This is a genomic window from Bibersteinia trehalosi USDA-ARS-USMARC-188 (assembly GCF_000521725.1).
GTDB lineage: Bacteria > Pseudomonadota > Gammaproteobacteria > Enterobacterales > Pasteurellaceae > Bibersteinia > Bibersteinia trehalosi.
In genome coordinates this window covers 1338874-1362275 of the sequence record NZ_CP006954.1, presented here as the reverse complement: position 1 = coordinate 1362275, position 23402 = coordinate 1338874, and the positions used below count along the sequence as shown (strand labels likewise).

The window sequence follows — 23402 nt, the reverse complement described above, 5'->3', positions numbered from 1 at the left end:
ATGAATGCGATTCAAATTACCCAAACTATCTCCGCCGATCTCTTGATTGTCGGTTCAGGCATTGCAGGCTTATCTGCCTGTGTTGAAGCCTACTCGAAAGGCTTAAATCCTACGCTAATAACCAAAACAGTGATAGGGAGTGGTGCGAGTTATTTTCCCTTGAAAGCGACATTGGGTATTCAGATTACTGGTGAACAAGATGAGGATAAATTTAGACAAGATATCGAACGAGTCGCTCAGGGGCAGAATAACCCGAAAATTGTTCAAGCCTATATTGAAGATTCACCACAAGCGATTAACTTACTCTCTCGCATTGGCTTTCAGGCTTGGCGGCGTGATGACAATCGTCCTGCCTGTTTTGCTCAACATTCACGCCCTATTTATCTGATTAACAACTGGCAACGTGCAGCACAAAAAGCAAGAGAAATTATCGCAGCCCAACAAACGCCTGTTTATGAAAATGCAACACTACTTTACATTGCAACTGTAAACCAGCAAGTGCAAGGGGCGGTATTTTCTTTCCGAGCAAGCGGTAAAATTTACTACATTTTTTGCAAAACATCACAAATAATTTTAGCTACTGGTGGCATTGCTGGCTTATATAAAGACAACCTTTATCCAGCCGATGTGATTGCTTCTAGTCATTATCTGGCACAGCTTGCTGGTGCAGAATTGATTAATTTAGAATTTATTCAATTTATCCCAGCTTTTGTTGAACCAAAATATAAAGTGTTATTTGGTGAGCATACGCTGAAATATGTGGAAAAAATCACGGATAGCCAAGGGAAAAACCTTTTCGCACATTTAAATCAGACAGAATTTAAACAGATGATGACAGAGCGAAGTCGCTATGCACCATTCAGCATTGATTTTAATTGTGTTGAATTTGATTTGGTGATGATGCAGCATTTGCTTGAAAATCCACGAGCAAAAGGCATTTATCTGCACTATTCTCCCAAACTTTATCAAGATAAAGAGGCATTTTATACGGTTTATCTCCATTGGCTCAAACAAGAAGTTGGTATTGATTTGCTCAAGCAGCCGATAGCTATCGCCCCTTTTGCACATAGTTGTAATGGCGGTGTCGTGATCGATGAATTTGCTCAAACTCGAGTAAAAGGGCTGTTTGCCGTAGGGGAAGTGGCATCTTGTATTGAAGGCGCAAATCGTTTAGGCGGTAATTCGGTGGGGGGCAGTTTGGTTTTTGCTCAGCGTGCCATACAACAGATTTTGCGAAATTTAGCTGAAAAGCCACCGCTTGTGACGAGTGAACAGAGTATAAAACAGGCAGAAGATTATTTCCGTTCGTTACAAAATCAAAACAGTGATAGAATAATGCTCCGTCCGAGCGATATCCTCACGGCAATTCGCTCACAGATGGCAAATTATGCAAATGTCTATCGCACTCGTGCAAATTTGCAGGCATTAGCAAAAACGTTAGTACAAATTGAACAAGATTTTTGCCCGATTAAACAAGCAGAATTTCACGGCATTGAAATTTATCACGCATTGAAATCCGCACAACTTATTGTGCAAGCAATGCTACAACGGCAACAGAGTTTAGGTGCACATTATCGTGCAAATTAAGAGGTTTTTATGGTTGATGCAATCATTATTGGCATTATTGTTTTTTCGCTGATGGTCAGTTTATGGCGAGGTTTTATCCGCGAAGTCCTTTCGCTTGCGGGTTGGGTTGTTGCCTTTTTTATCGCCAGTAAATTTTATCCGAATTTAAGTGCTGTATTACTTGGGTTAGATTCCCCATATTTACAGAATGAATACTTACGCAATGGTATTGCGGCTGCAATTTTATTTATTGCGGTGTTAATTATGAGCGGGATTGTGAATACCTTGCTTTCTCAATTAGCGGATAAAACAGGCTTAACAGGTACAGATCGAGTATTAGGCGCGGCATTTGGTGTACTGCGTGGTGTATTTATTGTAGCCGGTTTGCTCTTCTTTATTGGGCGATTTACCTCATTTGATCAAAGCGATTTATGGAAAGAATCACAGCTGATCCCTCATTTTGATTTTATTGTGGCATGGTTTTTTGAACAGCTGGAAGCCAATAAACATCTCATCCAATCCTAATTTCAAGTTCAACAAGCGGCACAAATTTTGTAAATTTTTGCAAATTGTGCCGTTTTTATCGTTATCTTTATTTGAGAGTGATTATAATCTTTGCCCGATTCATTCCCTTCGGGAAACGTGAGGTGAGTCTTTTCGCCTTGATAGCATTGCGCCATGTATTAGTTAGACGACTTTAGCTGTTTCGATTCCATCGTAGGGGTTGTAATAGTTTTTAGGCAGGATTAACTATGAACAAGCAATGTTTCCGCGTTATTTTCAGTAAAACACGCCAACGTTTAGTGGTGGTCTCTGAACTCGCAAAATCAGAAGGTAAATCTAGCGAACCATCCTCTTTTTCTGTTTTGCCACTTTTTGCCAAAATTCGACCGCTTACCTTTAGCTTATTTTGTGCGCTAGGTTTTGTCACGTTTTCGGATGCAGCATTGGGCGAGACATTAATTATTCGAGCCGATAAATCCGCCCCGAAAAACCAGCAACCCATTATCCTTTCGACCGCCAACGGCATTCCGCAAATCAATATTCAAACCCCAAACGATAAAGGACTTTCCCATAATAAGTATTCGCAATTTGATGTCGCGGAAAAAGGGGCAATTTTAAATAATAGCCGAACAAATACCCAAACTCAGCTTGCGGGGCAGGTGGCGGGTAATCCTTATCTGGCACGCGGTGAGGCGAAGGTGATTTTAAACGAAGTCAATTCTAGCAAGCCTTCGGTCATGAAAGGCTATGTGGAAGTGGCGGGCAAAAAGGCAGAGGTGATTATTGCTAACCCAAGCGGTTTACATTGTGAAGGCTGTGGGATTATCAATTCAGACCGCACCACCTTGACCACGGGCAAACCGCAAATTAAGCAGGGAAATCTGGATAGTTTTGTGGTGGAAAAAGGCAAGGTGAAGGTCTCGGGCAAGGGGCTGGATAATAGCCGTGTGGATTATACGGAGATTATCAGCCGTCATGTGGAAGCCAATGCGGGCATTTGGTCGAAAAAAGAGACCAAGGTCATTACAGGGAAGAATACCGTCAAGCGGTCAGATTCTGACAAAAATTTGCAAATTATTCACACAAAGCAAGCGCTTGCAGGGGAGTCAAAACCGCAGGTGGCAATTGATGTGGGCGAGCTGGGCGGTATGTACTCGGGCAAAATCCACCTGATTGGCACGGAACAGGGCGTGGGCGTGCGTAATGCGGGGCATATTGGGGCAAGCGCTGAGACGCTCACCATCGACAGTCAAGGGCGGATTGTGAATCGCGGCACGCTCAATGCGCAAAAGCCCGTGCAACTGACGGCGCAAAACGGCATTGATAACCAAGGTAAAATTGAAAATAAACAGGGCGATATTCAGCTTAACTCGAAAGCCGATATTCAAAATAGCGGTTCAATTGTGGCGCGTGGTGGCAATATTCAAAAAACCGTCAAAATGCAAATTCAGCAAAGCGGTGAAACGGTGGCAAAAGGCAATATCACCTACACCGCCCGCCAAATCCACGCCGATAAAAATTCACTGATTGCCGCGGGGGTAGAGGTAACCGACACTGCACAAGGCGAAGTGCGGAAGCTGGAAACCCAATCTGCGGCAGGAAAAACCATTCAGCTCACTGCCACCGAAAAAGCCACGGTGCAGGGCAAAAATCTGGCTTCGGGTAAACTAAAGGTTTCGGCGGCTGAGATTGATGCTAATCAGAGCCAAAATAATGCCCATACCATTGAATACACCGCCAAATCGGGCGATATTCAGGCGAATAGTGCCTATTTCACGGCAGAACAACTCACTCTAACCACGCCAAACTTACTTTCTACACAAGGTAGTTTTTTAACGGCAAAAGCAATAAATACCTCACAAACAGTCTTAAATGCACAAAATGCCGTCTGGAAACAAACGGGTGAGCAAGATTTGCAGTTAAACGGAGAGAGAATAAATACACAAAATGGCGAATTTAGCACACAGGGTGATTTTTTCGTAAATGCTCGGCAATTAGACAATAAACAAGGCACGCTAAGCAGTGGAAAATCACTTTATTTGAATTTAAACGGCAATTTAAATTCGGCTGATGGAACATTATTTGCAGGTGAAAATCTCACACTTAATAGCCAACACTTAAATAATGACAATGGTTTAATTTATGCGAAACAAAAAGCTGGCATTACGGTTAACAATGGCTTGGTAAGTAATAAAAATACTAACGCAGAAGATAAAGGTATTATTGCCGGTGAGGAAGTGTTATTAGATAGCCAAACGCTGGACAATACAAACGGGAAAATTATCAGTAAAAATAGTCGTTTCACCACTTCTCAAATAAATAATCAGGAAGGGGTTATTCGTTCTGAACATAATGCAGAGATTAATGCCGATATATTGTTAAATAATAAAGGCATTATTTCTTCGGCTCAAAAAGCGAATTTAACGGTGAGTGAAATTAGTCAGCAAAATGGGACTATTGAGGCTCAAGTATTACAGTTAAATTCAAATCGTCTTGCTTCAACAGAAAATAGTCTTATTTTTGCAGAACAGCTTAATATTACGACTAAAGGCGAACTGAATAATCAAGACAGCCGTATTGTTGCGAAAAAAGGGGCTTATTTAACGACAAACGGAAATGTCAATAATACTAATGGCACTATAGGTAGCCAAACGGCGGATTTATATTTCAATACGAATCAGCAGCAATTAAATAATACAGAAGGTAAAATTGTTGCCGCTCAACAATTGAATGTAAAAAGTGGCTCATTATCTAATGAGCAGGGTCTTATCACAGCAAATAATATTAGCCTAGATACGGGTAACGGAACATTAAATAATCAAAATACGCTGACGAGCAAAAAAGATAAAGGCATTATCGCTCAGCAAAATTTAGCATTAAATACAAAAGTGCTAGATAACCAGAGGGGTAATATTATCAGCTTTAATAATGCTCAACTCAATACAGCCGAAATAACCAATGATAGCGGGCAAATTCGTATCAGCGGTGATCTTGATATTCAAGCGAAAAATTTATCACAACAAAATGGATTGATTACCGCAGGTAAAGCAACGCTTGCTTTATCAGAGCTTAATTCAAGCCAAAATAGTGAAATTAGTGCGAATGAAATCGTACTAAATGCCGATAAGGTTACGAATGAACATAGCCGTTTACAAGCCAATAAGGCATTCACTCTAAATGTTAAACAAGGCATTATTAACCATAATGGCATTATTGCCAGTAAAACAGCTTCTCTTGCTATTAATACCCACCAATCAACGTTGGATAATGCCAATGGCACATTGTTTGCCAACCAATCTTTAAATATTCAGAGCGGTAAGATAGATAACCGAGCCGGGTTAATTTCTGCCAAACAGACGGAAATTAATACGCAGCAACACCAAATTGATAACAGCAATACGCAAGCTGAAAATCAAGGGATTATTGGTTTAGAGAAACTCTCTCTTGATAACCTTTCATCGCTTAATAACGAAAAAGGATTTATCCATTCAAATCAACAATTCACAGCTTCTGTGACTTCAAATATTAATAACCAACAAGGGATTTTAAATAGTTCGGAAAATTTAACACTTAATGCCACTAAAATTGACAATCAAGCCGGCACAATCAGTGCCAAAACGGCAGAAGTGAATGCAAAAGTGATTGATAATAATGCCGTTAGTAAGGTTGGTTCGTTGATTTTAGGGACAACTCAGCTGGTGTTAAATGCAGAACAGCTCAATAACCAAAATACCAAAAGAAAAACGGCAGACAAAGCCCCAACACAAGGTATTCAAGCAGGGGAATTAACGCTAAACAGCAATATGTTCTCTAATCAACGAGGTGGTGTTTATGTTACTGATGCTGCTGCGATAACGGTTAATCAAACCCTAGATAATTTTCAGGGAGAAGTACTTTCAGAGAATACACTTACCATCAAAGATAATGGCAATTTAAGCCTTAACAACCAAGAGGGCTTAATTCAAGCGAAAAATCGCCTTAACTTAACGGCAAAAACATTGGAACAGGAAGGCTCAATTAAAACGCAAGGGGATTTAACTGTTCGTTTAAAAGATAGCTTTACTTTAAATAATGCCTTTGAGGTTGGGAATGATCTCGATTTTAGTACGCAAGGCAATTTTACCAATAATGTTGCGTTATTAATTGGGAATAGTGCAACCCTTTCTGCCAATCAAATTATCAATACTGCAAGCGGTGAAATTTCTTCAAAAAACAGCAAATTAACCGCCAATGAGATAACCAATAGAGGCTTAATTGACGGCGAGCAAACCCTACTGAATGCTACCAGAATTAACAATATTGGTACGGGGCGGATTTATGGCGATCATTTATCTTTAGGATCAACTCAGTTGATTAATCGTGAAGAAAATGGCTCTTCTGCAACAATTGGAGCAAGAAAGCGTCTTGACTTAGGTGTGAATAACATTCTAAACAGTAATGGCAGTATGATTATTAGCTTAGGCACAATGCATTTTGGTAAAGAGTTAGATGAAAATCATCAAGCGGTTGGGTTGGCAGATTCTGTTCAAAATCATAATGCAGTGATTGAAGCACTTGGTCGTATCTCTTTTAATGTAAAAGGAGTAGAAAATCAACATAAATTATTAAAATTGGAGATGCAGGAAACCTCTAGAATCCCTATTTTTGAATATAGCTTTGGGAATGAGCCGCAGCGGTATGCTAAAGATACGGAAGGCTTAACGAAAATTAAGCGTGATAATGACTCATCACATTGGGGAACCAATAGGAATGTTAAAAACTTATATGCTCTACGCTTGCCTGATGGGAGAGAGAGCGAAGAGTGGAGAGAATATGATTACATTAGAACCATTAATGAATCTATGATTATTCCTGCCGTTTATGATGAAGCGAAGATTATCAGTGGCGATAAAATTGATTTTTACTCTAGTGATGTAAAAAATGCTGACAGTAAAATTATTGCGAATACAGGCATTGAATATCATCAAGGCGCAAAAATAGATAATAATTCTACTCTCGGAGTCCTTATTACGACTGAAAAAGGAAAAATGACTCAGTTCTATAATGGTAAAGCCTGTGCTAAGAAAATTTTTGGGAAGTGTGTAGACCATTATAGAACAACTAAAAGCGATACTTTCATTTATAACCATGAAACTAATTCAACTAAAACATTTGACCTTTGGGAATACAGTCCGAATAAAAATGAGAAGATTGTATTGGGTAAAGATTTAGAGCCTCAAACCAAAGCCAAAAACGTGTCCCTAGAAACCGTCAGTATTACAGGGTCTGATACCAACCCAAACAGCGGTACGGTAAATATCAAACTTACGCCAACGATTAGCGAGCAAGATAAAAACAAAATCGTTGATTCAGGGCAGGTTGTGGGCAAATTAGACACGACGGTGGAGAATTTTGATGCGAATAAGCTCGGCGAGTTAGAAATGCCAACCATCAAAACCCATTTAGCCGACATCAATTTACCGCAGGCGAGTTTATACAAAATCAACCCCGAGGCGACCAACGGCTACATCGTGGAAACCGACCCGAAATTTACCGACCGCAAACAATGGCTCAGTTCAGACTATATGTTTGAACAGCTTCGTTATAACCACGACAATGTGCATAAACGCTTGGGCGATGGTTTTTATGAACAGCGTTTGATTAACGAACAAATCAATCAACTCACCGGCAGACGCTTTATTGAGGGCTATACGAGCGATTTAGCGCAATACCAAGCCTTGATGAACAGCGGGATAAAATATGCCAAACAGTTTAATCTTGCCGTTGGCGTAGGTTTAACGGCAAAACAGATGTCGGAACTGACTACCGATATGGTTTGGCTGGTCAATAAAGAAATTACCCTTGCTGACGGGCGAAAAGTAACCGCCCTTGTGCCACAAGTTTATTTAGTGGCTCGTAATAGTGATATCACCTCTCGAGGAGCGGTGATTTCGGCAAATCAAATCATCGGCAGTGCGGATAAGATAGAGAACAGCGGGGTGATAGCAGGGTTAGATTTAACCCGTTTACACAGCAACCAGCTAGAGAATCGAGGGGCAGTGCTAGGTAAGAATGTGGATTTATCGGCACAACAAACCTTAATTAACTTAGGCGGTACGATAGAAGCGGTGGATTTTCTTTCCCTTTATGGTGGTAAAGGGGTAGAGATTGCCAGCACCCTAAGTCATTCAGAAAATACAGAGAACAGCTTTATCCGTACGCAATTAGACCGGCTTGCCAGTGTGAAGGTCACTGGTGATAAAGGCAGGTTAAACATTCAAAGCGAAAATGATGTGACGGTAAAAGCCGCTTCGCTGAATAGTGCCGGCTCAATAAATATTGGTGCCGAAAAATCCCTCAATATCACGACCCTAAAAACGCAAAACCGAGAGCATTACAACGGCAATGCGGATAACTACTACCGCTTAGACCAAACACAAGAGGTTGGCAATACGATTTCGGCAAAAGGCAATATCCGTGCAGTTAGTGGTGGCGATATGGTGGTTCGCCAATCCGACATCAGCAGTGAATCGGGCAAAGTGTTGCTCGGCTCACGCCAAGGAGATGTGCGGATTGAGGCAGGCAGAGCGGAAGAGCGATTGGAAACCGCCAGAAAATCGACCAGCCGAGGTATTTTCAATAAAACCACGTCAACTTACCGTTACACACACGACATCAGTGAAGCCATCGGTAGCAATATAGACGGACGCAAAGTGAATGTAATTGCACAATCTGGCGATGTGTTAGTGAAAGGCTCCTCGGTGGTGGGCGATGAAGCATTGGCTATTTATGGTAAGAACAATGTGTCTATTGTGTCGGATATAAACACCCTCTACCAAGACGAGCTGAGTATGAGCAAAAAATCGGGCTTAATGGGCAGCGGTTTTGGTTTTACCATCGGCTCGAAAAAAGAACAAATCGAACAAGACCGCACGCAACAAAGTGCGGCACGTAGCCAAGTGGGGAGCTTATCGGGGAATACCACCATTCAAGCAGGCAACCATTACCAACAAACCGGCAGTATTGTGACCTCAAGAGACGGTGATGTGGACATCACGGCAAAATCTGCCAACATTACTGCCGTCCGTTCAGATTATGAAAGCAACTACAAACGCACCACAGAGCAAAAAGGGGTAACGGTGGCGATTAGCACACCGATAACGAATGCGATACAAGCGGTCGAAAAAACCGTAAATTCTGCAAAAGCGGTAGGCAGCAGTAAAAATGACCGTATTAATGCGTTGGGTGTGGTGAATGCCGGTTTTGAGGCAATGCGGACAGCGGAGCAAGTGGGTAAATTAGCCGAAGCGTTAAGCCAAAACCCAACGCAAGCCTTAGGCCAAGATGTGAGTGTGTCGATTACCTATGGCGAGCAAAAAAGCGTAGAAACCCAACATAGCGAAGGCAACAAGGTAGAGAAAAGCCAAGTGAATGCGGGTGGAAAAGTAAACATTAGAACCGAAGGAGACAGCAAAAACTCAACCTTGACGATTGCAGGTAGCGATGTATCGGGCAAAGGCGGCACGCACTTAAAAGCTGAAGGTGGGGTAAATATGTTAGCAGTGGATGAAAACCACCTTGAACGGAGTAAAAACAAATCAAGTGGCTTTAATGCCGGCGTGGCGATTAGCTACGGCTCAAGTGGTTTTGCGTTTGGGGTGACGGCAGGCGGCAACGTGGCAAAAGGTTATGGTAATGGCGAAAGCCAAGCGTGGGTCGGCAGCCAAGTGGGCAGTCTATCCAGCCAAACCACGATTGAAAATGGAGGTGATGTGAACATTATCAGCTCACAAGTCAAAGGCAAATCTGTCAAAGTGAATGCGGAAAATCTCAACATTCAAAGCTTACAAGACACAATGAAGTATGAGGGTAAACAAGAAAGTGCCAGCGGACAAGTGACGGTAGGCTATGGTTTTTCGGCGAGTGGTAGTTACAGTAAATCGAAAGCTAACTCAAATTATGCTGGTGTAAAAACGCAAGCGGGGATTTTTGCAGGAGACGAGGGGTATGATGTAGATATTCGTAACCATACTGATTTAAATGGTGGAACGCTCACATCTACAGAACAAGCGGAACAAGGCGGAAAAAATCGATTTGCAACAAATACGCTGACTTATCAGGATATTTACAATCATTCAGATTATTCCGCAAAAGGCTTCGGTTTGAATGGCGGTTTTAGTGTAAGTGGCGGTGAAGCCCCGAAAGAAATTGCCGGAGTAGCGTTGCAACAAATCGGAGAAAATCACAAAGATGGTTCTTCAAAAGTTGAGATGAGCGGAGTTGCAGGAGCCGGTTCACAAGGTAACTGGGGAGTAGCAAAACTGGCAACGGCATTCTTAGGGCAAGTGAGTGATAAAGGCAGTGAAAGCGGTATCACAACGGCTTCAATTAATACGAAAAACATCATAATTCGAGATGAGCAAGCTCAACAGCAATTAACAGGCAAAACAGTAGAAGAAACTGTAAAAGAAATCAATAAAACCAATATTCATCAGGAGGTGAATAAAGTGGATATTGAAAAAATAAAAAGTGATGTAGAGCGAGATTTAACAACGGCAACGGATTTTGTGAAAAATATTCACGAGAGAGGAGATGAAATTTACTATAGAATGGAAAAAAATGAAGATTCCGTGTTTTCTATTCAAAAGAAAACAGAAGATTGTAATCATATAAGTTGCTTAGATTTCAAAGCAGATAATTCACAAGCATTAAAAAGTATTATTTATGGCGATAAAATTCTAACAGATGAGCAAGCTCAATTACTGAGTAAAGTTGCCACTGCAGGAATGCTGAATCTGAAACGAGAAGACAAAGTATCCAGTGCAATTTTATACGATAAGGATTTATCTTCAATTGATGAAACAGCGGTAATTTTAAATCGAGGCAGTGCCGGCATTGCTAACGAATTCATTTTTACAGGCTTCGAGCGTTTCCGGGCTTGGGCAAATTTGCCAAGTGTATTTGGTGCTTCTAATGCTACACGAGATCACGCCCAAATCAACAAAAAATTGGAAGAATATAATGCTCACCAAATTGCTCAAGGTAAAAAAACGATAAATGCAAATAATGTAGCTCATAGTTTGGGTGTTTCTGGAAATAAAAATATGTTGAATTGGTCGGAGTATATTGGAAATGAATATAAGAACACGAAGATTAATTTCTTGCATTTAGGTGGTTCTTATCCGTCAGCAGAAATAGATAAACAGGCGAAAGAAAGGTTTGGCAGTGTGAATACCGAATATCATGGAGTGAAAGGAGATTTTGTTTATTCCGGAATAGGGGGGCTGTTTATAGGGAATAATCCGAATGCTAAGCAAGTGGGAGGACTAGGGTTTGGTAAAGCTCATTCGGATGCTAATCAGAATATAAATAACTTGAAGTATGTTTATAAAATTGATAATCAAGAAGATGAAAGAAAACGGGAGCAAGTTAGAGATACTTTAAATAAAATTTATCCTAATGGTGGTATTAGGGAGTTTAATAAAGTTAATGAGGGAAAATAATGAGAATTATCATTTATTTATTTGCCCCGTTCTTTATAACTAGTTGTTTAGTTTGGGATCTAATGCCGACTTATTCATCTTATTGGAATGAAGATGTATGGATACACATAGATACAAAGGAACCTTTACCTGATCACATTCATGTGTCCTGTTTTCGTGAATCTCTTCAAGGGTTTGAAATAAGAGATATTTCGGGCTTTCCTGAAGTTATAGGCGTAGAAAATAAAAAACAATCAAGTAGGAAATATGCCATTTGTTTAAGAAATAAAGGGTTTGTATTTAATGCCAGTTATAAATACTGCTATAAATTTAGAGAAATTTGTGATCGATATAATGAATATAGAAAATGAACAATTAGCAAGAATATACGCACACGGCATTATGAATAAGAAAGATGGTGAACGCTTGCAAGGTGCAATTCAATACGGCGGAAAAGATTATTTAGAGAATGATGTTTTAGTGGTAAGAAAACCTTATACCACACTTCAATCCGAATTGACCTACACCGTATTTGAACGTTTAAGAGCAGGCTTAGATATGCCAAGTATTTTTGGTGCTTCAAATGCTAGCCGAGAACAAGCAAAAGTTTGGGGATTATTGGAAGAATATAACTGCAATAATCCAAATGCACAGGTAGATTTAAAACATCTATCACACAGTTTAGGCGTATCAAGCAGTAAAAATGCGATGAACTGGGCGAATTATAAAGGAATGCAGTTTGATAATACGACATTAAATGCTAATACAGTGGGTACGTCTTATCCGATAACCAATAATACCATTGGAGGCAGATTATCTTTTGGTTTGTATGATCAAGGTTATACAGAAAAGCCTCCTCTTTATTTAGAGATGGAAAAGTGGAATATGCGGTAGCACCGGGCGATATAGTTGGTATAGGACTAGGATTACCATATTTACCGGGAAGTTGGAGTATTGGAATTGGTAATACCAATACAACGGGAGATAATTTTCCAAGAATACCGGGTAGGATTTTAACTGGGGATCATAATACGGCTTATTATAAAGATGAGGATGTAATTAGATTCCTAATGCCAAATACAGATAAGTTTGATGAAGTCAAAAATTATCAGGAAAAAACATGGGGTAAAGTTGGACCAAAAACTGAAACAATTTATTTTAGAAGTAAGGAGATTATAAAAGAAAATAAGGAGGCAAAAGGTGAATAAATATTTAACTTGCCTTGTATTATTACTTTCCGGATGTTATTTAGCAAACGGTTCTCCGTCTGATATAAAGTTTTGGATGAAAGATGGACAAATAATATCTGTTAGAGAAATTTGGAACTGTGAGCAAAAAGCTTATGCTTCCCTAGGAGAAAGAAGTCTATTCTTATATAACAAATTTAGGAATAAAGAGAGTTTGTCTAATGAAGAATATAAGGAATTATCCAAGTATATCCCAAAAGCTACTCTAATAGTCAGACAATGTTATTATGATCTTGGTTATCGCTTTAAAGCACCGTTATCTTGGTGTTTGGCTCAAGATGGGGATAACACAAAGGTTTGTATAGAAAATATGAAATATAGGAATTAGTAGTTAAATTACAAGTGATTAATTATGTTAAATATTTTTCAAATTTTAGCAGTAAATCAACCGCTTGTTTGGTAAGAGTGAGGATGCTCGCACCATCGGGGGGCAAAAGGTCAGGCAGCGAAGCAAGAAATGGAGAAAGCCATTAGAGAGTATATCGAGAAATAACATCCAACTATTTATCAAACGGCGGAGGATGTTTATCTGAAAGGAGGATTACATTTGAGTGCCAAATTGGTGTCGATGCAATTACGGTAGCAGTGGAGTATTAGAACGAGAGTTATTACAGAAAAGCCTCTGGTTAGTTGACTAAAAATTTAAGCACAGCAGAATAAGCAGTGGTGTTTACGTTTTAGCAAGCGGTGCGATTTGTGAAAAATTTTGCAAATCGTACCGCTTTCTTTTACAGGCATGCTAGAATTAGCGCCATTTTTCGGTAGGCAGCTTACTTTTCTATGGCAAAACAGCATCTTTTAACTGTGGGTGGCGAGCGTGTGGCAGTTGTCAGCGGCGTGCGTACGCCATTTGTCGATCGTGATGGGGGATTTAAATCTTCTTATGCGACAGATCTTGGTACTATGGTCACTAATGAACTTTTAAGTCGTAGTGCTTTAGCCCATCAGCAAATTGAGCAATTAGTCTTTGGGCAGGTGATTCAGCAACCTGATATTCCCAATCCTGCGCGGGAAATCGCTTTGGCATTGAATATGCCCACGACCCAATCTTATACGCTGAGTAGTTCTTGTCTTTCAGGGTTGCAAGCTTTGGTTAATGTTACTGGAAGTATTGTAAGTGGGTCGATTTCGGTTGGTATTGCAGGGGGGGCAGACTCAATTTCTAATGCACCATTTAGTATTAGTCCGCGAGTGGTTTATCAGCTGAAGAATATTTTGAAAGCACCGACTTTAGAAGAAAAATATCGTCGGTTTAGAGCCTTTTCTTGGCGAGATTTAAAGCCGCATTCAGTGGATTTGAAAGACTATATGACTCGGCTTTCTGTTGCTGAAATTTCGGAACAGATGGCTCAACAGTTTCATATTAGTCGTGCAGATCAAGATGCGTTTGCGCGCCAGTCCAATATTAAGGCTCAAGATGCTTGGAAAATTGGGCTGTTTAAAGAAGAAGTCATCCAGGCATTCCCTCGTCCTTATACTGATTTTGTGGTATCAGATACTCTGTCTTCACAAGCCTGCCGTATGCGTTTTTATGAGCGTGCACCGACAATGCTAAATAAAAGCTATGCCACTGTAACAGAAGCTAATATTCCAAAAGTAAAAGATGGGGCGGCGGCTGTGCTGTTAATGCGTGAGAATAAAGCAAAGGATTTGGGATTACAGCCTTTGGGGTATATTCGTAGCTATGCGGTTACTGGTAACGATATTTGGCAAAACATGTTTATGGGCGCGGTCATCTCAAGTAATGAAGCGTTGAAACGAGCAAACTTAGCTCTGCAAGATATGGATTTAATTGATATTCATGAAACTTCAGCCAGTCAAATTTTGGCGAATATGCAATTGTTCGAGAGTGAAAAATTTGCAAAAGATCAGCTAAATCGTACCGCTTGTTTGGGACGAATTGATATGAGCAAGTTAAATATAAATGGTGGCTCAATTGCTTTTGGTAACCCGAGAGCAGCAACTAGCTTACGTATTTTAATCCAATCATTGTATGGCTTAAAACGACGAGGTGGAGGCTTATCATTAGTGGCTTCTAGTGGATTGGGTGGATTAGGTGCGGCAATGGTACTGGAGAGCGAATAGGATAGTGTATGGAATTAAATCAAACGCAAATTGAACAAACGCAATCTGCTTTCCAAGTGGAAATTGACCGTAATAGGATTGCGATTGTGACCATTGATGCCCCAAATAGTATATTGAATTGGTTGCCAGATAATTTTGTGGATGCACTGAGAGAAGTGATTGGTACCGTGATTTATCAGCAAGCGCGTGGGGTTATTTTAGTCTCAGGTAAGCCAAATCATTTTATTCAAGGCTATCGACCAAGCCATTTATTGTCATTGAGCCGAGAACAACTCATTGCATTTTCAAATAATGCTCAACTGGTGATGCGAGAAATTAATACGTTAAAAATGCCAGTGATTGCAGTGATTGATGGTGAATGCTATGGCTTAGGTTTGGAGCTCGCTCTTGCGTGTGATTATCGTATTGCCAGTGAATCAGTGCATACTCGTTTTTCTATGCCGCAAGTGCGTTCGGGCATTTTGCCTTTTGCTGGCGGTACACAACGTTTAACGCGTTTAATTGGTTTGCCAAATGCCATGACAATGTTGCTTTCAGGGCAGAAAATTGGGGCTGAGAAAGCATTAAGTTTGGGGCTGGTCGATAAATTAATTCCCGCTTCTAATTTATTTGAAACGGCGTATTCTCTCTTGCTCAACAACCAAGTGCAAAAAATTGACCATAAACGACCGCTTGTCCGTTTTAAGCACTGGCGTAAACAGATTGAGTCTATTCCATTGATTCGTAATAAATATCTTGCCATGGTCGAGAATCGGGTGTGGTATAAAACTTTTGGTAATTATCCTGCGGTAACAAAATTATTAGAGCTGTTAAAAGAACCTCATTTTAAGCAAGGATTGGCATTGGAGCAGCAGGCTCTGGCTGAATTGCAGGCTACTGAGCAAGCAAGAGTGTTGATCAATCTAAAAGTCACAGAGCGGGAAATGAAATCGCAATATGTCAATTTGGCACAAGTGCAAGATGTAAAGCAGGTAAGTATTCTTGGTAGTGGCTATATGGGGGCTGGGATTGCGTATATTACGGCAAACTATGCCCAAATTCCTGTGCGGATTAAAGATATTCATCCACTAGGCATTCAAAAGGCTTTGCGTTCTTGCTATTTGCTAATGCAAAAAGCGGTGAATCAAAAACGTATTTCGCATGGAAATATGATTCAGCGAATGAATTTAATCACAGGCGGAGAGCGTTTATTAGCGGCTAAATCGACTGATTTTATTATCGAAGCCGTCTATGAAAATTTGGAACTAAAACAGCAAATGGTGCGAGAGAGTGAAGCGTATTATAGCGAAAATACGATTTTTGCCACGAATACTTCAACCTTTGCAATTCGTGATATTGCATCAGTGGCAAAGCGTCCAGAAAATGTGATTGGTTTGCACTATTTTAGCCCTGTGACTAAACGGAAAATGGTTGAGATAGTCCCTCATGAAAAAACTTGTGAGAACACCGTTGCAACCGCGATTCATTTTGCTATTCAGCAAGGTAAAATTCCGCTACTAGTTTCTGATAGTGAAGGCTTTTTTATAAATCGTATTTTAACGCCCTACCTATTAGAGGCGATTGAATGTGTGGTGGAAGGGGAGGCAATTGAATTTATCGATCGTTCACTGCTGGAATTTGGTTTTAAAATTGGGCCTTTGGCAATGATCGATGAAATCGGCTTAGACGTATTGGCAAAATCTACCCCTGCGATGGTAGAAAAGCTGGGCGAACGATTTAGTTTGCCAGAAAAAGTAACGTATTTGATCGATAACGATCGTAAAGGGCGCAAAAACCGTCGTGGTTTTTATCTTTACGACAGCAAAGGTAAACGTAGCCAAGAAGATAAAAGTATTTATCATGTGATGGAAACCATCACGACCAATGATCTTGAAGCGGAGCAGATTGCCCGTCGTTGTTTGTTGCGTATGATTAATGAGGCGTGCTGGTGTTTGCAAGATAAGGTGATTCGTAGTACCGATGAAGGCAATGTTGCTTCGGTATTTGGGGTGGCGTTCCCTGATTTTCGTGGCGGCATTTATGCTTATATCGAAAAAATTGGGGCAAGTGAGATCGTAAATCAGCTTCGTAAACATGTTCAGATTTACGGTAGCCGTTTTGAGCCATGTGAATGGCTAATCAAACAGGCTGAACAAGCGGTACAAAATCAATAATTTTTTACAAAATAAAAGGAAACATTATGAAATTTTCTAAAATTGCCTTATCAGTTGCTGCTATTGTTAGTGTTATTGCAGTAGGCGGAAGCTGGTACACAGGAAAACAAGCCGAAAGCCGTTATCAACAGTTGGTAGAGCTTTCGAATAAGCAACTTAAAGGGCTAGAAAGTCATGGCATTTTCGCTGAAATTAAAGATGTAAAATTAGAGCGTCATTTTTTTAGTTCGGATGTGGCTTATCGTTTAGAAGCTAAAGTTGATGGTGAGAAATTTGTCGTAGATGGGCAAGATAAGCTCTATCACGGGCCATTCCCATTAAATCGATTAAGCCAATTTAAATTATTCCCTGTTGTTGCCAGTTTACAATCAAAATTCATTTTACCAGAGCAATGGCAGCAAAAATTGCAACGTACGGAATTAGGAGAAGGTGTTGCTGATTTTGCTTATAGTGGTGCGATTGATGGTGTATTTACTGTTCCCGCATTGAGTTATCAAGAAGATATGGGCGATAAGCTTGAGCTTGCCGATGTTACGATGAAATATAGCTATCACCAGAATTTGAACGGGGGACAAGGGGAGATCTCGACTGATCTCGTGAAGCTTTCTGATGATTACGGTAGTCATACTGAGATTTCAGGGGTGACTTACCATTTTGATTATAAGCCAAATTCAAATTATGCTTTGCTGGGCGATAGTAATGCTAAAGTCAACGTTAAGCAGATCAAAGGTGGTAAAGGAGATAGTATTGAAATAAAAGATTTTGAATTAGACTTTGACGGCAAAGTGGAAGGAGAGCGAGCTTTATCGGATGTTTTACTAAGCTTTAAGTCGTTAATGGTTAATGGCACAAATAATTTCGGTTCAATGCACTTAAAAAGTGATTGGAATGTGGATGCCGCACTTTATCAGCAATTTTTAGATTTAAGTGCTTCTGGTGAAGTTGAGACAGAAATCATTGGCGATGTGATGCTGAAATTATTGGCTAAACAAGCAAGTTTCAACATTAAAGCACTTAAATTAGAGAATAAAGGCGGTAAAGCAAATTCAGCACTCTCATTGAATTTTAATACATTTTCTCCAGAAAAATTCGCTAATACTGACTTAACGAATGTGTTAAAAGCATTAAGACAATCTTCTTTAGATGTTGCTTTAGATAGAGATTATGTCGCTCATCTTATGCAAGCGGGGGGGGATTCAAAAGAAGATGCCCAAAAAGCGGCTGAAGAATTCTTTGCGACATTGAAAATGTTTTCCCTTGTATCGCAAGAAGAAAATAGAGCAAAATTAGCATTAGCCATTGATAATGGCAAAATAACATTGAATGGCAAAGCGCTATCAGATGATGATTTGCAAGGATTATTATTTATGTTAGCAATGATGGCTGCTTTTTAAACGGAAAGTAAAAATTTTTATGACTGAAAAAAAAGAACAATACAACTTAAATAAACTTCACAAACGCTTACGCCGTAATGTTGGCAATGCGATTGCAGATTTCAATATGATTGAGAATGGCGATAAAGTGATGGTGTGTCTTTCAGGCGGGAAAGATAGCTATACTTTATTGGATATTCTGCTTAATCTTCGCCTAAATGCTCCAATTCATTTTGATATTGTGGCAGTTAATTTAGACCAAAAACAACCAGGGTTTCCTGAACACGTTTTGCCAGAATATCTTGAAAGCATTGGGGTAGAGTACAAAATCGTGGAAGAGAATACTTACGGCATTGTGAAAGAGAAAATTCCAGAAGGAAAAACGACTTGTTCGCTCTGTTCGCGCTTACGTCGGGGCATTTTATATCGTACCGCAACTGAACTCGGGGCAACTAAAATCGCGCTTGGCCACCATCGTGATGATATGCTGGAAACGCTCTTTTTAAATATGTTCTACGGTGGTAAATTAAAATCAATGCCACCTAAGTTAATTAGTGATGATGGTAAGCAGATTGTGATTCGTCCTCTTGCGTATTGTAAAGAGAAAGATATTGAGCGTTATGCTGAGGCAAAAGCGTTTCCGATTATTCCATGTAATTTGTGTGGTTCACAGCCGAATTTGCAGCGTCAAGTGGTAAAAGAGATGTTACAAGCGTGGGATCGTCAATATCCAGGACGTATTGAAACGATGTTCTCGGCATTACAAAATGTGGCACCATCGCATTTGTGTGATCCAAATCTCTTTGATTTCAAAAATGTCAAGCGTGGGCGATTGCCAGAAGGTATTGAAGGAGATATTGCCTTTGATAAAGCAGAAATTCCAGCCGTGCCAGTGGTACAAGATGAAGATGATGAAATTCGAGATTATCGAGGAAATGGAGTGATTAGCTTTAAAGCGGTATAAAATTGAAAAAATTTTGCAAAACCGTTGCTTTTCCATATGGGCTAAGTTATATTCTCATTCATTCAATTTTGGAGCTAATTATGAACACATTGAACACTCTGCATCATCACCATTTCCCTGAATAGTCTTTCGGGCGTTTTGGTATGTTCGGAAGATAACTTCCGAGCGAGAGTGTTAGAATTAGCTAGCAAATACTGATTTCACCCCTTGGAAGTTTACTTTCGAGGGGTTATTTTTTATCTCTGGATTGAATATTTTGCGTTTAATTTAATAAAGAGGACAAATACATGTTATCGAACGAAGTCGTTATCTCGATTATCGTGTTGCTCGCATTAAGCTTAATGCGGATCAACGTGGTAATTGCGTTGATCATTGCTGCTTTAACTTGCGGCATTATTGGCAATGCTGGCAATGGTATGGCATTAGGCGAAGCGCTAAATGCGACCGTGAAGAGCTTTACTGGTGGTTTAGGTGGTGGCGCTGAAACTGCAATGAATTATGCGGTGTTAGGGGCATTTGCTGTTGCTTTATCAAAATCAGGCGTAACGGATTTACTCGCCTATAAAGTAATTAAAGCTTTTGGCAAACGGCCGTCAGGGCGCTCAGTCTTTTGGTTTAAATACACGGTGTTATTTACGTTAGTTGCGTTTTCAATTTCCTCACAAAATGTTATCCCTGTTCATATTGCTTTTATTCCAATCGTTGTGCCACCTTTATTGGGTGTAATGAATCAGTTAAATATTGATCGTCGAGCGGTAGCTTGTGCCATCACATTTGGTCTAACAGCAACCTATATGTTTATTCCTGCAGGCTTTGGTCAGATCTTTATTGAAAATATTTTGGTGAAAAATATTAATCAAGCCGGCGAGGCTTTTCAGCTTTCTGCGGATTTAGCCAGTGTTGCCAAAGCGATGAGTATTCCTGTCATGGGAATGGTATTGGGCTTATTATTTGCTTTATTTGTAAGTTATCGTAAGCCAAGAAGCTATATTGCTCGTGTTGAAGTAACACAAGATGATTTAGCAAATAGAGTGGCAAAGGTTTCTCAATTTCATATTGCAGTAAGTATTGCTGCAATTGTTGCAACCTGTGTGGTACAGTTGAGTTGTAATTCTACCATTTTAGGGGGCTTAGTAGGTTTAATTATTTTTGCAGCAGGTGGCGTATTTAAGCTTAAACAGAGTAATGACATTTTCCAAGATGGTTTACGCTTAATGGCGATGATTGGCTTTGTCATGATTGCAGCCTCTGGGTATGCTAGTGTAGTGAATTCTACAGGTGGTGTGTCAGCATTAGTTGAGAGCCTAAGCAGTGCAATTAGTAGCAAGGAAACCGCTGCATTTCTAATGTTATTAGTCGGCTTATTGGTGACAATGGGGATTGGTTCTTCCTTCTCAACGGTGCCGATTTTGGCTTCAATCTATGTGCCTTTGTGTGTTTCTTTCGGTTTTTCACCGCTTGCCACTATTGCCATTGTTGGTGTTGCAGCAGCACTTGGCGATGCAGGGTCACCGGCTTCCGATTCTACCTTAGGCCCAACATCAGGCTTAAATGCAGATGGTAAGCACGATCACATTTGGGATTCTGTTGTGCCGACTTTCTTGCACTATAATATTCCGCTTTTAGTGTTTGGTTGGATTGCGGCAATGGTGTTATAATCCAATTGTTTTTTAATAGACCGCTTGCTTTGCAAGCGGTTTGTTTTTACAGGAAATTTGCAAAATGAAATTTATCTCTTTTAATATTAATGGCTTACGCGCTAGACCTCATCAGCTTGAAGCGATTATTGAAAAACACCAACCAGATGTGCTGGGTTTGCAAGAAATCAAAGTGGCAGATGAAGATTTTCCCTATGATTTAGTTAGTCATTTGGGCTATCACGTTTTCCATCATGGGCAGAAAGGGCATTATGGCGTTGCATTATTAACTAAGCAAAAGCCATTAGCAGTACGTAAGGGGTTCCCTACGGATGCCGTTGATGCACAAAAACGAATGATTATGGCAGATATCGAAACACCATTTGGCATACTTACTGTATTAAATGGCTATTTTCCTCAAGGGGAAAACCGTAGTCACGAAACAAAATTCCCTGCAAAAGAGAAATTCTATGCGGATTTACAGCACTATTTAGAAAGTGAATTGAAACCTGAAAATCCAATCGTGATTATGGGCGATATGAATATTAGCCCAACAGATTTAGATATTGGCATAGGCGAGCCAAACCGTAAACGTTGGTTACGTGATGGCAAATGTTCTTTTTTACCAGAAGAAAGAGCATGGTTAGCAAAGCTGCACGGTTATGGCTTGGTGGATACTTTCCGAGCAATGCATCCAGCTACTGAAGATAAATTTTCATGGTTTGATTATCGCTCAAAAGGGTTTGATGATAATCGTGGTTTACGCATTGACTTAGTTTTAGCATCTCACTCACTGGCTGACCGCTGTGTGGAAACAGGAATTGATTTAGAAATTCGAGCAATGGAAAAACCATCTGATCATGCGCCAGTCTGGGCGGTATTTAAATAATTGCTAACGGCTTAGAAGTAATTCTAGGCCGTTATTTTTTTGATCTATTTCTCATTTTTTCTTTTTCCCTCTTGTTATTCCTCATACAAAAGCCTATGCTATGGAGCATATTTTTGCTCATGTAATGTAAGAGTGGAGCAAAATAATCAAAGTATTCAAAGGAGTTGATGATGTTATTAGGTGATTTATCCCGTGATGATTTTGCAAAAGCATTACCGCCGGTATTTTCAGACCTATGTCATAAATTAAAACAGTTAGATTTAGTCAATTTGCCTCTTGGTTGGCAAGAGCTATCCCCTGGTGTTCGTATGAATGTCATGGCATTTGAAACGAGTGATGCTACAGGTAAAAAGGCAGAATTGCATCGCAAATTTATTGATATTCAGCTATTAATTAGTGGTGAAGAATCCATTGATTATGGTTTGGCACAACCAAATTTAGCTTTATTCGATACATATCATGAAGAAGACGATTATCAATTGACTGAAAAGATCGAATATAAAAATAGTGTGGTATTGCAGCCTAATATGTTTGCGATTTTTATGCCTTATGAACCACATACTCCTGGAAATTGGGTCGCAGGACAGCCTAAAATGCTGAAAAAACTTGTTGTGAAGGTGCCTGTAAATTTACTGGAGGGATAAATGTCGGCTAGAGGAAGAATTCTAGATACTATCGGTTCATTACAAAATAGTTTAACTAAAACAGAAAAAAAAATTGCACAGTCGATACTGTCTCATCCTGAATTATTGAGTCAGTGCTCGTTATCTGAAGTTGCTCGCCAGCTAGATGTAGGTGAAGCAACTTTTATCCGTTTTTGTCGTACTTTAGGTTTTAAGGGATATACCGATTTCAAATTAGATTTAGCGATTGAATTGGCAACCCAAGAAAAAAATAGTAATGCATTACTTGATACCGATATTTCTGAGCAGGATACACCGAAAGAAATTGCAATAAAGCTACAGACGGTTTTGAGTAATGTTATGAGTGAAACGGTTAATTTATTAGATTATGCAGCGTTAGAGCAAGTAGTAAATGAAATTCGTGTGGCTAAACGGATCTTTTTATTTGGTGTAGGTTCCTCTGGCTTGATGGCAGAGGATGCCAAGCACAAGTTAATGCGAATTGGTTTACAAATAGACGCAGCAACCAATAACCACTTTATGTATATGCAAGCTTCTCTCTTAAGAGAAGGGGATGTGGTGATTGGTATCAGTCATTCAGGCTATTCAGAAGAAACAATTAAAGCCATGCGAATTGCGCGTGAAAATCAAGCTAAAACTATTGCGATTACGCATAACCTGCGTTCGCCCATTACAGAAGTCGCAGATTATGTATTAATTAACGGTAATCGACAAGGACAGATGCAAGGAGGATCGATTGGCACAAAAATTGCTCAATTATTTGTGGTTGAGTTAATTTATGCCTTGTTAGTTAAAGCGGAACCGGAACAGGCTGTGCGCCATAAACAGAAAACGCTAGATGTGATTATGGAACATCGAGCGAAATAGTGTCACAAGCGG

15 protein-coding genes and 1 other annotated feature are annotated in these 23402 nt (G+C 39.9%); all 15 genes read left to right on the top strand.

Translation table 11 applies throughout. The annotated features are described in order from the left end of the window. Positions 1 to 1587, top strand: coding sequence for an FAD-binding protein (locus tag F542_RS06200; RefSeq protein ID WP_015432361.1), 1587 nt, complete (start codon positions 1 to 3; stop codon positions 1585 to 1587). 9 nt (positions 1588 to 1596) lie between these two features. Beyond that, on the top strand, positions 1597 to 2091 hold the full coding sequence (locus F542_RS10965; protein WP_015432362.1) for a CvpA family protein: 495 nt from the start codon (positions 1597 to 1599) through the stop codon (positions 2089 to 2091). Between the two features lie 227 nt (positions 2092 to 2318). Continuing rightward, positions 2319 to 11552, top strand: coding sequence for a two-partner secretion domain-containing protein (locus tag F542_RS11125; protein WP_025267125.1), 9234 nt, complete (start codon positions 2319 to 2321; stop codon positions 11550 to 11552). Then, complete coding sequence (locus F542_RS06185; protein ID WP_025267124.1) at positions 11552 to 11902, top strand: hypothetical protein; 351 nt, start codon at positions 11552 to 11554, stop codon at positions 11900 to 11902. Before F542_RS11125 ends, F542_RS06185 begins: the two co-directional genes overlap by 1 nt. Beyond that, entirely contained in the window at positions 11886 to 12425 is a 540-nt protein-coding gene (locus F542_RS06180) for a hypothetical protein (RefSeq protein WP_025267123.1), read from the top strand. Before F542_RS06185 ends, F542_RS06180 begins: the two co-directional genes overlap by 17 nt. Continuing rightward, positions 12410 to 12739, top strand: a complete 330-nt coding sequence (locus tag F542_RS06175) for a hypothetical protein (RefSeq protein ID WP_025267122.1) — start codon at positions 12410 to 12412, stop codon at positions 12737 to 12739. The genes F542_RS06180 and F542_RS06175 overlap by 16 nt, the downstream gene beginning before the upstream one ends. Further along, on the top strand, positions 12732 to 13106 hold the full coding sequence (locus F542_RS06170; RefSeq protein ID WP_025267121.1) for a hypothetical protein: 375 nt from the start codon (positions 12732 to 12734) through the stop codon (positions 13104 to 13106). The genes F542_RS06175 and F542_RS06170 overlap by 8 nt, the downstream gene beginning before the upstream one ends. A gap of 452 nt (positions 13107 to 13558) precedes the next feature. After that, complete coding sequence (locus F542_RS06165; RefSeq protein ID WP_015432366.1) at positions 13559 to 14863, top strand: acetyl-CoA C-acyltransferase; 1305 nt, start codon at positions 13559 to 13561, stop codon at positions 14861 to 14863. Between the two features lie 8 nt (positions 14864 to 14871). Next, positions 14872 to 17016: a 3-hydroxyacyl-CoA dehydrogenase NAD-binding domain-containing protein gene (locus F542_RS06160; protein WP_015432367.1), complete on the top strand. Its 2145-nt coding sequence runs from the start codon at positions 14872 to 14874 to the stop codon at positions 17014 to 17016. 26 nt (positions 17017 to 17042) lie between these two features. Then, complete coding sequence (locus tag F542_RS06155; protein ID WP_025267120.1) at positions 17043 to 18410, top strand: YdgA family protein; 1368 nt, start codon at positions 17043 to 17045, stop codon at positions 18408 to 18410. A gap of 19 nt (positions 18411 to 18429) precedes the next feature. After that, positions 18430 to 19353, top strand: a complete 924-nt coding sequence (ttcA, locus tag F542_RS06150) for a tRNA 2-thiocytidine(32) synthetase TtcA (RefSeq protein WP_025267119.1) — start codon at positions 18430 to 18432, stop codon at positions 19351 to 19353. Between the two features lie 100 nt (positions 19354 to 19453). After that, positions 19454 to 19590 (top strand) — a sequence feature (His leader region). A 50-nt stretch (positions 19591 to 19640) separates the two neighbouring features. Continuing rightward, a complete protein-coding gene (locus tag F542_RS06145) occupies positions 19641 to 21011 on the top strand; it encodes a Na+/H+ antiporter family protein (protein ID WP_025267118.1) in 1371 nt (456 codons plus the stop codon). Between the two features lie 64 nt (positions 21012 to 21075). Further along, complete coding sequence (xthA, locus tag F542_RS06140; protein ID WP_025267117.1) at positions 21076 to 21879, top strand: exodeoxyribonuclease III; 804 nt, start codon at positions 21076 to 21078, stop codon at positions 21877 to 21879. A 170-nt stretch (positions 21880 to 22049) separates the two neighbouring features. Then, entirely contained in the window at positions 22050 to 22523 is a 474-nt protein-coding gene (gene nanQ / locus F542_RS06135) for an N-acetylneuraminate anomerase (protein ID WP_025267116.1), read from the top strand. After that, entirely contained in the window at positions 22524 to 23390 is an 867-nt protein-coding gene (locus F542_RS06130) for a MurR/RpiR family transcriptional regulator (protein WP_025267115.1), read from the top strand. The last annotated feature ends 12 nt before the right edge of the window (positions 23391 to 23402 follow it).